The sequence below is a fragment of the Azospirillum melinis genome (assembly GCF_013340935.1).
GTDB classification, from domain to species: Bacteria; Pseudomonadota; Alphaproteobacteria; order Azospirillales; family Azospirillaceae; genus Azospirillum; species Azospirillum melinis.
This window is the reverse complement of the sequence record NZ_WHOS01000011.1, coordinates 1-14,037: the sequence shown is the minus strand read 5'-3', so window position 1 is coordinate 14,037 and position 14,037 is coordinate 1. Positions and strand designations below refer to the sequence as shown.

The window sequence follows — 14,037 nt, the reverse complement described above, 5'->3', positions numbered from 1 at the left end:
ATGTCCGACGTAGCGTCCGCTCATGACCAAGTCCTCGAAAGCTCTGGCGGCCGTTCCTCATCCGCAGCCTGCCACCTTCAGGAAGGCCACGGGGTCGATCGAGATTGCCGAACCGGCCGGCCGGCTCACCCTCGGCGATCGGCAGTTGTTCAACCACCTTTTAGCTGTCGCGGCGCCGTCGATCACCGACCAGGAATGGCACCGCGTCGAGATGGTGGCGCTGCGCCGTTACGCGGCCGAGGCGCGCAACCAGACTGGCGAGAACGACAACCGCCGGCTCAAAGAGTCGGTGAAGCGACTCCAGACGACGACAGTCGAATACAACTACCTGGATTCGGAAAGAGGCCCCATTTGGGAATCCAGCCCACTGCTGGGCACCTGTCGTGTGCAGGAACGAACGGGGTTGCTGGAGTTTAGTTTTCCAGCAGGACTGCGGGAACGGCTGGCCGAACCGGCCCTTTACTCGCTGATCTCGCTGCGCGTGACCTACCAATTCGACTCGAAGTACGGCCTCGTACTATACGAGATCTTGAAGCGCTACGCCGACCGCGCGGCCGAAAGCCCTTGGTGGGCCGTGCAAACGTCCGAATTGCGCGACCTGCTGGGCTGCCGCGACAGGTTGGCCGACTACAAGGACTTCAGGAAGAGGGCGCTGGACCCGGCGCTCGACGAGATCAACCGCTTGGCGGAGTTCTCGGTCGATCTCACCGAGACCCGGCAGGGCCGGGGCCGCGGCGGCGGTCAGGTCGTGGGGTTGACCTTCCGGATTCGCCGCAAAGACAGGGCCGAGGTCGTCGAGACCATCAAGGAACTCGACAAGCCCAAAATCCAACGTCGTGGCGAGAAGAAGACGAAGGCGCTCGATGTCACAGCGGTGAGAGCGCTGACTTGGCTCCAGGGGGCCGATTACACCACGCGTCAGCGCTGGGCGGGTCGCGCCGAGGTATTGGGCGTAAAACTGCCGGCCGCCGCCGCCGCCGCCGACAGCCTGGGCCTCTGGGTCGGTTCGATTGCCACCCTGCTAGTCGAGGAAGAGGGCCTGCGGTGAGCGCTGCGGGGTAGCCCCTGAGCGTGACCGGAGTCCCGTAAGCGGGCAATCACAATGGCTTTTGGCATTTGGGGGCGGCGGGTTGCGACGCGGATGAGGGCTGGGAGGGCGCCAGATCACGACTTGGACGATGCTGATGAGGTACGGCCAAATGGTCATTTGCTCAGTTGGTCTTTCGCGCATTCGGTCGAATGGTCACTCTTTCCGGGATCCCCGAAGCCGGCGGCCGTCTTCACGGAGGTCCGCATCGCTGATGGGAAAGCCTGCATCACGAAGAGCAGTCAGAATCAGGTGTCGCTTCGTCACGCGCCTCTCGGCTGCGGCGATCGTGAGAGCGTCGAATAACTCGTCAGTCACCTCGATTTTGATCGGTCGACGGGGGCCGGCCGGCGAGTTGCTGACTGGCGCCGGCGTCAGAGAGGGGATGCCCTGCCGCTTCGCTGTGTCGCTGATGCGTTGCGCGAGCACGTCGTCATCGTCGTCGTCATCCAGCGGGATGTTTGCCTTCTTGCTCATGCTGCGTCCTCAACCTCGACGCCGAGCAGGGCTAAGACCTCCCGGCGGATTGCTTCGACGTTCGCCGCGGCATTGCCGCCCGGCTCCACCAGGCGCGGCGGGGCGCCGTTGAAGGTCATCTCCTTGAAGGCGGTCCGGTCCATCAGCGGCGTGTTGAGGACCGCGACGTCCGGCGCCTTAGACTGCAGACGCTTGCGCGTTTCCTTTGCAGCTCGGCTCTCGATGGTGATCGGCCAGCGAGACAGCAGGAAGCAGGCACGGATGGTTTTGTCCGCCGCCTCCCCAGCCTGCTTTACGTTCTCGACCGTCTGCAGTGCGTCGTGGATGTCCATCTCTGAGGCCTGTACCGGCACGATGACCAGATCAGATCGCGCCAATCCGAGCAGCGTCAGCTTCGACGAAACGCCTGGTAGATCGACGAGCACATAATCGGCCTCGGTCCGTGCCTTCTTGATGCTGGCGAGGATGTTCGCCTCAGTGATCCCGCCGAGGGCTGCGAACGCCACGCCATCCAGGCGCTTCGCCATGCGTGCGCCGATCCTGCTTGCATGACCGTTCGGGTCGGCATCAAGCACGACGACATTGCTACCAGACACAGCGAGATCAGACGCCAGGGCGAGCAGAGCCGATGTCTTGCCGACACCGCCCTTCACGCTGGCGAGCGAGATGACCGGCATGAGAGTCCCCCACGTGATGTTTGCCGCATGGAGCACGGTCCTTCGTCGGCGGTCAAGCGGTTCTATGATCAAATGACCATTTGCCCATATGACCGAATGGGAACGAACAGCGTGCGAAGGGGGACGCCCACCCTGGATGCCGCCATCGGATGCAGGGCATGCGCTGAACGGATGTGGCCGAACTGATCTTGAGGTCCAGGGAGCAACGGAACAGAGAACCGACATAAGAGATGATCGGCTGCACGGATAACCCTGCTGAAGCTTTTTCTGTACAGCCGATCAATCCCATAGGTTTTGCCGTTCATGATTTCCAGGTGATTTCGCCTTCTGGCGAACGGTTTCCGTCACCTGTCGGAAAACACACGTTTTTCGCCGCCTCTATCTCGTATGTTGCTTTCCTGTTCTGCTACCCTTCAGATCCGAAAGCGGGTTACCGATTATTAACGCCAAGCATATTAGCATTGCCATCCAATCAATGAATACCGTTTACTAAAGAGAAACGTCATGTCAGATAATATAGGAAGAAATAAGCAGTTAAGAAGAACGCAATGCTACCGTTGCTCATCAAGGGCGACTTCAAGTGAGCATTTCCCGCCGAAATCATTTTTCCCTAACAAAGGTAGGGGTCTTCAACTAAGAACTGTTCCATCTTGTGATCTTCACAACAATAAAAAATCAAATGATGATCAATATCTTTTAGCCCAAATTTGCATGAATGTTGCTGAAGGAGAGAATATTGCAAAGAAAAGATTTAGAGAGTCTATTGCGCCTCAACTCAAAAGGCGACCTGCATTTGGAGCGGCTCTAGCTGATGGATCAGAGGTTTTGCCCGATGGAAAAGTGAAATACAAAGTAGATGTGGCAAGATTTGATAACTTTTTCGATAATTTATCTGCGGCGGTATATTTTGAACATTTTAATAGCCAATTTGATAAAAAAAAGCACTCGATGAGACACATATATATGAATTTTTATTCAGATGATGATGGATATAAGCGCGATGTTAATTTTATGAATTCTTATATGAAGCCATTCTTCGATGATTTTCGGAATTTAGTAGTTCGTATTGAAGCGGATAAGATAGATGAGGCGGTTTATTCTTGTGACATAATGGCCCCTGTAGGTGCAGAAGCATCAATAACGATTGCACATTCTTTCTATGGTGTTTTTGAGGTTATATCGTTGCTTACTAGGATAGACAATCCGTTTGTTAGGGTCGAATTTCTAAAAGACTAAATCACATTTATATTGTATCCCCATTGCCGACAGAGACAGGTGACAAGTGGCCTGACCGCCCTAAAGCCTCGGTGTTAATCGGCTCGGAAGCGGAACCTCTTCAAGACCGATGTAACTCTTTGTAAATACGTAATTTTTCTACCATTAAGCGGAGTCCCAATCGGCGCTGACTAGGACTCCGCCCTAACAAAAATTTCCTATTATTCTCAATGCGTTGGAGTAGATCGGCTAGGGCTTCCCAATTGGGTGCTGATTCACAGTTGCCACGCTGCTGGCGCTTGGTGAGTCAGCCGCCGCCCCCGTCACATCGCAAAACGAAAAAAGGCGGTCACAATTTGCGTCCGCCTTGCTCGTGGGGCATATCTCTCATGGCTTGGACGCTTCTTTCACTCCACCTTCGCGACCAAGGTCATGGAGCTGGCGTCTGCGGTTTTCTGCTTCAGCAAGGAGCCTGTACAGCTCATCTGATCGGGCTGGGGCTGCTTTACAGCGAGCACGCCGGCGCAGGCAATACCACCTGCTATCGTAAGGACACTCGCCCCACGAAGGGCGGTATAAATAAGCCGCTCTATTTTGTTATCATTTTTTGGCTCGGGAGGCTTTCCGCTCAAGAGGTTCCCAAGAGCTTTAAAAAGCCAAATAAAAGCAGACATGACCACGGCCCTCCTCATTCAGGCACGAATACGCTTCGTGCTCCGGATGTTGCGTCGTTAGAATGCCAATTTTTCTTGGAATTGAGTAAATTTTATCATTGGTTGCCTAGGAGGGCAAGCCCTCCGACTCGGAATCGGTGCTGCGACCCGCGCGGCTGCCTTGTAGCTGAGGCATGGCAAGCCTTATTGAAATCACCGCCCCGGCACCAGCGATCGCCCTCGATGCCGATGCCGCCGAGCGGCTGCGCCGGCTGCGCACCCAGGCCACCGCCGCCAACACCGCCATCACACAGCTAGGCGTGTGTCGGAGCAGATAGTCGGCGAGCAAAAGGTCATTTGCTGGATGCTGTAGAATGAGTCTGGTGATCGCGAGAGAAATGCTCAGATCCATGTAAGATAGCCTGCCGATTACCTCCTGCGGATTCAATGACGGTGCGGAACCTTCCCGTCATGGCTTCTCGCACCGTCATCCAACTCAATCGGACTTTCTGTTCCTCCATTGCTACCCGGCCCCCGTCCACCATTACATCTTCAGCCCCGACGACCTGGCGGTCATCGCCTGGCGCCGCCGGCCGCACAACCGTCTCGGCTTTGCTCTCCAGCTCTGCGCCCTGCGCTACCCCGGCCGTTTGATCCGGCCCGGCGAACTGGTCCCGCTGGAGATCGTCAAGTTCGTGGCGAAGCAGTTGGACATCGACCCGGGGGCCCTCGCTGACTATGCGGCCCACGCACCGACCCGTTACGATCAGTTGGACACGCTGGCGCACATCCTGCCCTAGCTACCACTTTGCCAACGAGTGGATATTGCTCCCCAGTTTATGGGAAGTTGAAAGGCTCACCGGAGGTGAATCCAAAACGCGGGGCCTCTGTCAAAGCAGCGCGCTCTAAACGGTGTTATCACCCGCGGCACTTTCGCGCGTTTTGTGCATGGAACGCGACATCAAAACAGTATAATACATCTTCAAAGCGTTCAAAAAACTCTTTGGCGTTTTGTCCCCAATATGCCCGTTAAGAAAGGCCTATAAGTAATGCTAACAAGTTGCATACATAATGGACGCACAATCCGTTTCTCTACCGGCGCTATCAGCCAAACAGACTCCAATGAATTTACGATTGTCGTTGGTAAAAATGGCACTGGGAAGAGTCGATTGCTTAGAAGCATTGTGGAAAGTTTTGTTAAGGTAAACGAGCCTTTGGGGCGAGAAAGGTCTCTTGGTGAAAATGTGAAAAAAAATGAAGCAACAGATTTTTCCTATAAGTGGTATCCAACTAACGTCATTGCGTTATCGACAAGTCCTTTTGACAGATTCCCCATCAGTCGTGAGTCTTATGAAGATAATAGCTATAGATATCTTGGGCTAAGGGGCCTTTATAGCAACAATCTTAGCCTGTCATTCATGTCTCGTACGTTATGGGCATTGCTGCGTGCGATAACTATGGATATAAATCAAGCTAAAACTGTGAAGAGCGTGTTAAAATATATGGGATATACAGAGTTCATTGAGGCAAGGTTTGTATGCTCTGTTACGCGGAGTCGCATTGATTTCATAGTTAATTCAGAAGATCCAATTGAAACACTTTTGAATATGCGGAATTCAGCAGGAATGTCCCAGCGGGAACGGCTTGCTTATCAACTTGATTACTTACCAAAAGAAAAAATTATTTATGCTATAGAGACAGTGCACCGCTGGTTTAACCGAGTTACGAAACCAAGACTTGACCTCCGTATTGATGCAGAAGGGGTTTATGACATCACCGCTAACGCACGTTTTGATGAATCTCTCTTATTGCTTTTCGAGCTTGGCTTCTTCCAATTAAAAGACGTTGGTCTTCTGAAAGAAGGACACAAATCACTGATTCGGATTAATGATGCTAGCAGCGGAGAGCAATGTGTTTTGATGGCTATACTTGGTATAGCCAGCCATATACAGGATGGATCTCTTATTTGTATTGACGAACCTGAGATTTGCCTTCATCCGGAATGGCAAGAACGTTACATAGATTTTCTTATGAATGCTTTTTCCCAGTACAGAAATTGCCACTTCATTATTGCTACACATTCGCCACAAATCGTAGCAAAGCTGAGGAGCCAGAATTGCTTTGTTCTGGATCTCGAAAGTGGAAGCACCACCATCGCATCTGAGCTCAATGGGCGCTCAGCTGATTTCCAACTCGCGCGCATATTTAGAGCGCCGGGATCAAAGAATGAATATCTTAGCCGAATATTGTTCAATGCCTTACAGGTTATAGGCAGCGGCCAAGAAGTACAGAGTGAGAAAATTGATGAAGCAAAGAGCATACTTTTTTTAAAGGATATGATAACAAAAGAAGATCCTGTACGCGGACTTATGGATATTCTCGAAAAAGCCCTTGAGGAAATCAAAAAATGATTATAGCTATCGTTTACACAGAAGAAGAAAAAGAAGCTATTAGAAAATTCAAAGAATTGTCTGATGATGAAGTCGCTGGTTACTGGAAACACACACATGAAGGGAAAATGTCTTTTATAAAGGAAAGAATTAAAAGCCACTACATTATTTCTCAGGATTACACGTGCCCTTATTGTCGACAACGAATTCAGGTTGATCATAAAGCTACTTGGGATGCAGAACATATCATACCAAAGGACACTCACCCTCGCTTTATGTTTGAGGCGCAAAATCTTTGCGTTTCCTGTAAAGACTGCAATCAAGAAAAGCTAAACAAGAATGTCTTAAAGGATGACAAGAAGAAAAAATTTCCAAATGAAAGTGAAGAATACATATTCAATCATCCTCATTTTGATGATTACGACGAAAATATAAAGATCATATCTCTAGCTGGATTCTACCTGCCAAGAACAGATAAAGGTCGTAAGACGGTGGAAATATGTGGATTGCTTCGATTTCTATATAAATTTTCTAACTACGAGTGGGGGCCTAGTGATGTAGCGCCACGGATACGTGCACTTAATGACGAATTAATGGCAACAAACAACGGTCGTGAGCAAGGCTTTCTGCTAGCAGCAATATCAGAGATCGCTCAGGGTGGTGTTAAAAAATTGATCGAGAAAGAAATGGAAAAGCACTTTGGAGCTACGACACCAAGCACACAAGAAGGATAAAGGAAGCGATGGTGGAATATTGTTATATTTCCGTTCTTCTGGACATGTATTCCGGCTGAAACACGCTTGGTTCAGGTTGTTGTACTCTGATCCGGCCCTGTGGGTTTCAGTCGAACAGGCCGTCGGAGACGCTGACCCACAGCTCGACGTCAGCGACGTAGGACAGCGCCATGTCCGCCGACTTGTGCCGGGTTTGCTTCATGATGGCGGACAGCGGGTGTTGCTTCTGGGCGGCGGCGGTGGCCAGGCGCGCGGCGCAGGCTGTGGCCGGCGTAACCGGAGGCGTCACGCCCGGCGCGGGTCAGGGCGCTCTGCACAATGCGGGCAACGGCGCGGTCAGAGAGCCGGTGCAGCCCGTCGCGCAGGGTGCCGGTCCGCGTCGCCTGCACAAAGAGCGGCCCGGGTTCGTCACCGCGCACTTCGAGCCAGCGCAGCAGGGCGGCGCGCGGACACACCACCGCCTCCCGCGCCGCCACCAGCGGCACCACAGCACCACGGCCGGCTTGGTCGGTCTTGCTCCGCCGCAGCGTCACCAGCACCCCCCGCGCCTGGATCTCGACGTCGGCGAGATCCAGCGCGGCGATCTCGGAGCGACGCAGGGCGCCGTGCAGGCCGGTGAGCAGCAAGCTGGCGTCGCGGGCGCCGAGCGGGGTGGCTGGCAGGGCGGCGAGAACTGAGCGCATCAGCTCCGGCAGCAGCGGCGCCACCTTGGTGGGTCGCGTTCCTTTGGTGCGGGCGACGCCGGCGAGCACCTCGACGATGGCCTTGTGCTGCAAATCGACCGGCACCCCCGCCTGGCGCAGATGGTGGGCGACTCCGGACAGGTAGGTGCGGATCGAGACGGTCTTGAGGGCGCGCGCCAGCTCGGTGACGAACAGCACCAGCTGCCGCGGATCTGGGCTCAGCGGATCGAGACCATGATCGCCGCACCAGGCGCCGTAGCGCCGCCACGCCGTCTGATAGGTGGTGCGGGTCTTGTCGGCTTTGGCGCGCTGGACAAAGGCCTGGGCCTCGGCGACCAGCGCCGCCAGATCCGCCGACGGCAGGGCCGGGTCGAGCGCGACGGGAAGGAGCGTGTCGGGACCGGTGGTCACGCGCGGCCGCTCCGGCGGCTGACACGCCCATCCGCTGCGTCGAGCCAGGCGCGCAGACGGGACAGCACCGCTCCGGCGTCGGCGGTGTCGAGCAGATCGGCTGCCCGGCGCCCGGCGAAGGGGGGCTCGGCGATCGGCGTCTCCAACCACCGCACCACGCGGTTCAGCATGCTCCCCTCCTCGGCCGCGCCACCATTGCGCCGGCGAGGCTAACACGGCCGGGATCTGCCGGCCAAATGTCCGCTTCACCCCATTAGCGGACGGTTCGCAGGGTGGGGGCCGCGCCGGCGCGCGTGCGGACGGAGCCGGCTTGGCCGTGTCCGGCGACGGAAGGCATCGTGCCTGCAGCGTCCGCCCACCCGTTTCCGAGGCGCGCCTCGATGGTGATCTACACCGTCCACGCCCCAGGCTGGCGCCACGGTGCGCAGACCGTGGTCGCCCGGCTGCCCGCTTGGACGAACATGGTGCCACAGGGCCGAACGGAAACCGCTCAAGGCGTTGCCGCCGGTGCGAAGGCCCTGTTTGGCACTCTGAATGGCATCGCAACCCTCGCTCTGTGCCCGCCACCGCGCTGTTCGACAACCACACCGGCAACAGGCTTCTATGAAAGCGAAAATGAGTAGAGCGTAAACTGATCCTCTATGCTTGACATGCCTCTTCACATAGGTAAAATCAGCGAAGCTGTCGCTGTCGTGATAACCATTCGTCCTTAGGACGAATGGTTATCACGACACTGTAAGGCGATATTTTCATGGAAAATCAAGCCGTTAGAGTAGCACCCATCCCCCTTGACAAGAGGGCGACACCGTACCAATGTCCTAAGGACATTGGTACGGTGTCGCCATGCTCAGCATTTCCGAAGCAGTCGCAAAGCGCCTGGGCGCCCAAGCTTTCCCAGTCATTACTGAATATCAGATATTTCTAATTATGCGCGAGCTGTACCGGGCCAAAGAACTGGATGGCGAAGCCATTCTGGTCAAACGGCTCAGTCCAACGATCGACAGCCTCAATCAAACTGTGAAGCGTTTGAGAGACCGCCGGGTTCTTGCTCCAGACCCCGATTTCAGTCAGGGAGTGTACAGCGTTACCGGCAGCCCTCCGAAGCCGGCTGATGAGGTGTGCTGTCTGGTCGATCCGTTCTGCTACATCGCTTACCTGTCCGCCATGCAGCGTCACGGATTGACGGATCGGCAACCGAATGAATTGCATTTGGCATCGCCGTCTCCGAAGCTGTGGACGGCAATGCGCGATGAAAAAATGCGCCAGGATTACCCTGTGCTTGCTCCAGGCGACGATGCAGTGCCGTTGCAGCGCCTTAGCTTTTCGGACACAGTTCGTGATCGCCCAGTGCGCCGCCACACCACTCGTCATCCTGGCGAATGGCGACAGGTGCGAGGCTCGTGGGCCCGCGTCGCGACCATCGGACAAACCTTTCTAGATACTCTCGAAGCTCCGGAATGGTGCGGCGGCATGGCTCATGTCATGGAGATCTGGGAACAGCACGCTAGCATCTTTCTTGAGGAAATTATCACTGCGGTCGACTCGGCTCCCACAAAGCTGACCAAGGTGCGCGCTGGCTACCTTCTGCAAGAGCGCTTTGGCTTGGGGCTCAACGACAGCCGCATTGAAGGATGGAAGGACTTCGCGCAACGCGGGGGATCACAGAAGCTTAATCCTGAGGCAGGATATGTTCCCATCTTTTCTGAAACGTGGATGCTCTCGCTGAATGTCGACTTCTGACCGTGTCCCGCTGAACGTGAAGCTCGCCGCATGGGTCGATGAAGCCCGAGCCGACCCGGTGAAGTTCCGGGCTCGTCAAGTAACGGAGATCCTCCTCCACGCCGTCGGGCTCTCTCCTGTTTTGCACGCGTCCCTGGTTTTGAAGGGAGGCACCCTGATGAGCCTCGCCTTCGGCAGCCCGCGGACAACCCAGGATGTCGACTTCACCGCAGACGCCGATCCGGATGACCTACCTGAACACCTGCGCGACGAGCTCGACATTGCTCTGCGACGGGCCTCTGCCGATCTCGGCTACGTGGACCTGCTGTGCCGGGTTCAATCGGTCAAGTACCAACCTCGGCGCGATGGCTTTGAGGAGTGCCAGGCGCCGGCGCTGCAGGTGACCATTGGATCGGCGCTGCGGGGAACCGGCGAAGAGGCGCGCCTGGAGCGCGGCGCGGCCCCTCAGGTTTTAGGCATCGACATCAGCTTCAAAGAGCCCTTGCTCGACGCGCAGGAGCTTCGCCTCAACGAGCTTGCGGTGTCGCTCAAGGCCTACTCGCACGCCGAGGTGATCGCCGAGAAGCTGCGGGCACTTTTGCAACAGCCGCGGCGCAACCGCGGGCGTCGCCAGGACGTCTACGACATCGCGTACCTGCTCGAGCGCATCAAGGATGCCGAACTGCCCGCCAGGGTGCACGCCTTTCTAGTCGAGAAGTGCCGGGCTCGTGGCTTCAAGCCCACGCGTGACCTGATCGACGATCCAGCAGTGGCGGAACGGGCCGGTCGGGAGTGGGCAACTTTGGCGGACGAACTTCCCCGCGGCGCCTTGCCGGCATTCGAAGAGCGCTTCGCCGTTGTCCGGGAGTTCTACCAGTCTTTGCCGTGGTCAGCGGAGGCCTACAGAACGTCTGACAATCTCAATTAGCGGACGGTTCAAACGTGATGCGCGGACAACCCCGCCGTTGCCTTAGCCTGTGTTGCCGAGAGCCAGATCCCCCTCTGCCACGGAGCCGATGATCAACCGCCGTGCAGCCCCGGCGCATCAGGAACAGTGGCAGCACATCGTCTCATCCGTAGCCTCAAACGCAGTTATCAGGGGTGCTCTCCATCAGGGCCCTGGAATTCGATCCGAAGGGTGCTGCCGATAGCATCGGCAAAACTCAAGAGCGCCGAGAGCGTCAGCTTCTGCCCTCCCTGCTCGAGGCGTTGCACCGCCTCTTCCGTGGTGTGCAGACGCTTGGCCACATCCCCGCGTGTCAGCCCAGCTCGCTCGCGTGCCTCGCACATCGTACGGCGTACTTTGTCAGCAATCGCAAACTCTCGCTCCTGCGCCTCATACCCAGCTCGAAACTCCTCATCATCGAGCCAAACTTCGCACAGTGTTGAGAACTTCGTCACAATAATCACCTTATAAGTTGACGTTCATAAGCGTGAACATTCTAAATTTTATTTTACTCCAAGATGACAATGGCGGACAACGTGAAGTAGGGTCTTGAACGTCATTTGGTGGTCGGAAATGGCGTTTTGTGGCAGAAAGTGGCGAAAGTTCGCTAAGGATCAGAGGGCAGGATGGGTGATGTGGCACCTTTGGTACCACATCACCGCCCTATTCGCCTGCAGCTCAACGGCGCCCTGCTCTGCGAGGCGGACAGGCTCCGCCTATATTTGGGCTCTTTTGAAATGATAGCGGCAACGAAAGCGGGACAGGATACGCCAGCCCATGGTTGGCCTGCCCTTGGTGGGCGACCCATATGCCCCATGCTGGAGCCGTCATTACAGGTGCAACCTGTCTGCCTCGCAGAGCAGGGCGCCGTTGAGCTGCAGGCGAATAAGGCGGTGATGTGGGCCCACAGGGGACCACATCACCCATCCTGCCCTTCAAATCCGTGCGAATTTCTGCCATTTCTGGCCACAAAGCGCCATTTTTGGCCATATGCCTAGGTCCTGCTGGATCGGCTGTAGCGAGACGCGGAATCGCAGTGCCGGCTTTCCATATGCCTAAGAACTGCTTTACGAGAGCAGGCGCATAAACGGTCGTTTATGACGGACATCCAGCAGTCGACAAGGAACACCGGGGCTCCCCCCGTGCATCAGACCAAAGCCATCGCCACGCCCTCGATCCTGCCGCTGTTGTTCTCGATCCGCTGGTCAGGGTTGCGTCAGCGGCGAGGGAAAACTCAGCTCGCCTCGGCGCAGCAGAACTCAGCAGCCAACAGGTCGACCACGCGCTTTGACTTTTGTATAAATATCGCGGCTCTTAGCCCTCTGATACCTTACTCCGCTGTGGCGAAACGCGGGGCAGGGGGTCGTTGGGATGCGCAAGCCTACGCTGAAAAATGGCCTTTGGCCCCAACATCACAGCTTGGCGACGAAGCTGAAAATAAGCGTGGCCTTTATATCCGGTGCGCTGACTGGAGCTTATTGGGACACTGTCAGCGAAACTTCACAGCATGCTCTTGACAGTATTTATCAGTTTGGCATTTCTCCTGGCGGCTCTCTTGCGATAAATCTCGTTAGCTCTCTTGCGACCGTTACTGCTACAGGGATAGCTGTTTATGCCCTGTTCAAAGGCAAGAAGCAGACGCCTCCCCCCCCTGCGTCGCCCAGCCCTAGTCCAGTAAATCGCGGAAGGAAGAATTTTCGCGTTGCATGGCACGCCTGCGCGCGTCTTTCCCGTGTCGAAACCGAATCGAGGGGGCGGCAGTCCTCTGGTTACGCTCCAATACTCGATCAAATAGTTCTCTCATATAGAGAAAGAATATTGTCTATGATCGACCTAATTTCTAAAACATATATAGGGAATACATTGTCACGGTTTGTGCCAGAGAAAATTAATAGCATCAGAGTGCACGAAGCATTGCTGCGCTCTTCGAGATTTCGTGTGCCAAAATTGATAATAATATTCACATTTAGAAATGTGATCACAATAGATGCTAAAAATCAGAAAATGCCACTTGGCTCACTTAGCCAAGAAAAGAAGGATTCTGCCTTTGGTAGCGCCATTAGAAGAGACATCGTTCAGAATTATGAGCGTCGGTTAGAGGGCATATTTGGAGAAAACCAGCTTGTGGCACCAATGGGTGTCGACAACACGCTTCGTTCATCCACGATGTTCGAGACCCTGTCGAGCGGCACCGACGCCGTTACGGTGAGTAGCGTCGGCAGCACCCTGACGGTCTCTGCAATGGAGACTCTGACCGGCGGTGCGGGCACCAACATCGTCACGCTGGGTAGCGGTGGTGGCAACACCCTGCTGGCCTCAGTCGTTGAGACCATTACCGGCGGCAACGGCACCGATGTCGTTACGCCGAGCCACATCGACGCCAAGGCATCCCGCTCAATGCTTGAGACCCTAACGGGTAGCGCCGGCAGCGGCTTGGAGACGCTGACCGGCGGCACGGGTTACCGACGTCGTCACGCCGAGCCACATCGACGCCACCTAAACCTCCTCGATGCTTAGACCCTGACAGGTACCGCCGGCAGCGGCTTGGAGACGCTGACCGGCGGCGCGGGTTACCGACATCGTCACGCCGGGCCACATCGACAGCACGCTTCGCTCGTCCTCGATGTTCGAGCCCCTGGTCGGCGCACTCCATTGATGACGCCCTCCAAATCATCCAGGTCCTGCCGCAGGACGCCACCGGCGCCCTGCTCGGCCGACCGCCTGCGAGCTGGCGCTGATCGGCCCTACGGACACGGCGCACCTGCGTCTGGAGGAGGGGGAGCCGGCACCGGGCTGAAGCCGTCGGCACGTCATCAATGTCGCTGGCATATCAGCGCACATGGTCTTCGGGGACCCGAAGACGCAAGAAAGTGTGAGTCTGAAAAGGCGGTGCAAAAGCACCGCCTTTTCAGCTTAAACGTACGCCTCCGGTGAGGGCCACCTTGGCAAAACAGGGTCTGACGTTTGAGTTTTGCGTTGCGCGTCATCGCGCTGACGCAAACGAGTTGCAAACGTCATGGCTTACCAGCGTATCGAGGTTTTGAC

14 protein-coding genes and 1 pseudogene are annotated in these 14,037 nt (G+C 55.9%); 9 read left to right on the top strand and 6 right to left on the bottom strand.

Going from position 1 to position 14,037, the window contains the following annotated elements:
* The first annotated feature begins 22 nt into the window (after positions 1–22).
* Positions 23–1,048 carry a replication initiation protein gene (locus GBZ48_RS10480; RefSeq protein ID WP_174471001.1) on the top strand — a complete coding sequence of 342 codons (1,026 nt, stop codon included), beginning with the start codon at positions 23–25 and terminating at the stop codon, positions 1,046–1,048.
* A 195-nt stretch (positions 1,049–1,243) separates the two neighbouring features.
* Here the strand turns inward: GBZ48_RS10480 and GBZ48_RS10475 are convergent, their stop codons facing one another.
* Positions 1,244–1,564: a hypothetical protein gene (locus GBZ48_RS10475; RefSeq protein WP_174471000.1), complete on the bottom strand. Its 321-nt coding sequence runs from the start codon at positions 1,562–1,564 to the stop codon at positions 1,244–1,246.
* The gene (locus GBZ48_RS10470) at positions 1,561–2,241 is read right to left on the bottom strand and encodes a ParA family protein (protein ID WP_174470999.1); all 681 of its coding nucleotides are present in this window, start codon (positions 2,239–2,241) and stop codon (positions 1,561–1,563) included. The genes GBZ48_RS10475 and GBZ48_RS10470 overlap by 4 nt, the downstream gene beginning before the upstream one ends.
* A gap of 230 nt (positions 2,242–2,471) precedes the next feature.
* On the opposite strand from GBZ48_RS10470, the gene GBZ48_RS10465 reads away from it, so the two are divergent.
* A complete protein-coding gene (locus GBZ48_RS10465; protein ID WP_174470998.1) occupies positions 2,472–2,720 on the top strand; it encodes a hypothetical protein in 249 nt (82 codons plus the stop codon).
* Between the two features lie 25 nt (positions 2,721–2,745).
* The gene (locus GBZ48_RS10460; RefSeq protein WP_174470997.1) at positions 2,746–3,477 is read left to right on the top strand and encodes a hypothetical protein; all 732 of its coding nucleotides are present in this window, start codon (positions 2,746–2,748) and stop codon (positions 3,475–3,477) included.
* Between the two features lie 386 nt (positions 3,478–3,863).
* Here GBZ48_RS10460 and GBZ48_RS10455 read toward each other — a convergent pair whose 3' ends face one another.
* Positions 3,864–4,130, bottom strand: a complete 267-nt coding sequence (locus GBZ48_RS10455) for a hypothetical protein (protein ID WP_174470996.1) — start codon at positions 4,128–4,130, stop codon at positions 3,864–3,866.
* 521 nt (positions 4,131–4,651) lie between these two features.
* Between GBZ48_RS10455 and GBZ48_RS10450 the strand changes: the two are divergent.
* The 3 genes and pseudogenes from GBZ48_RS10450 to GBZ48_RS10440 all read left to right on the top strand — a co-directional run.
* Positions 4,652–4,891: pseudogene (locus GBZ48_RS10450) on the top strand (DUF4158 domain-containing protein); the annotation flags it as partial.
* Positions 4,892–5,278: 387 nt separating this feature from the next.
* A complete protein-coding gene (locus tag GBZ48_RS10445) occupies positions 5,279–6,520 on the top strand; it encodes an AAA family ATPase (RefSeq protein ID WP_174470995.1) in 1,242 nt (413 codons plus the stop codon).
* Positions 6,517–7,233 carry an HNH endonuclease gene (locus GBZ48_RS10440; protein ID WP_174470994.1) on the top strand — a complete coding sequence of 239 codons (717 nt, stop codon included), beginning with the start codon at positions 6,517–6,519 and terminating at the stop codon, positions 7,231–7,233. Before GBZ48_RS10445 ends, GBZ48_RS10440 begins: the two co-directional genes overlap by 4 nt.
* A gap of 149 nt (positions 7,234–7,382) precedes the next feature.
* Here the strand turns inward: GBZ48_RS10440 and GBZ48_RS36910 are convergent, their stop codons facing one another.
* Both GBZ48_RS36910 and GBZ48_RS10430 read right to left on the bottom strand, forming a co-directional pair.
* Complete coding sequence (locus tag GBZ48_RS36910; protein WP_174470993.1) at positions 7,383–8,327, bottom strand: tyrosine-type recombinase/integrase; 945 nt, start codon at positions 8,325–8,327, stop codon at positions 7,383–7,385.
* Positions 8,324–8,497: an antitoxin Xre/MbcA/ParS toxin-binding domain-containing protein gene (locus tag GBZ48_RS10430; RefSeq protein WP_174470992.1), complete on the bottom strand. Its 174-nt coding sequence runs from the start codon at positions 8,495–8,497 to the stop codon at positions 8,324–8,326. Before GBZ48_RS10430 ends, GBZ48_RS36910 begins: the two co-directional genes overlap by 4 nt.
* A gap of 673 nt (positions 8,498–9,170) precedes the next feature.
* On the opposite strand from GBZ48_RS10430, the gene GBZ48_RS10425 reads away from it, so the two are divergent.
* Positions 9,171–10,067, top strand: coding sequence for a type IV toxin-antitoxin system AbiEi family antitoxin domain-containing protein (locus tag GBZ48_RS10425; RefSeq protein ID WP_174470991.1), 897 nt, complete (start codon positions 9,171–9,173; stop codon positions 10,065–10,067).
* Complete coding sequence (locus GBZ48_RS10420; RefSeq protein ID WP_174470990.1) at positions 10,054–10,974, top strand: nucleotidyl transferase AbiEii/AbiGii toxin family protein; 921 nt, start codon at positions 10,054–10,056, stop codon at positions 10,972–10,974. Before GBZ48_RS10425 ends, GBZ48_RS10420 begins: the two co-directional genes overlap by 14 nt.
* 167 nt (positions 10,975–11,141) lie before the next feature.
* Here GBZ48_RS10420 and GBZ48_RS36905 read toward each other — a convergent pair whose 3' ends face one another.
* Entirely contained in the window at positions 11,142–11,447 is a 306-nt protein-coding gene (locus GBZ48_RS36905) for a helix-turn-helix domain-containing protein (protein WP_174470989.1), read from the bottom strand.
* Between the two features lie 916 nt (positions 11,448–12,363).
* Between GBZ48_RS36905 and GBZ48_RS10410 the strand changes: the two genes are divergently transcribed.
* The gene (locus tag GBZ48_RS10410; protein WP_174470988.1) at positions 12,364–13,509 is read left to right on the top strand and encodes a hypothetical protein; all 1,146 of its coding nucleotides are present in this window, start codon (positions 12,364–12,366) and stop codon (positions 13,507–13,509) included.
* Positions 13,510–14,037 lie beyond the last annotated feature (528 nt).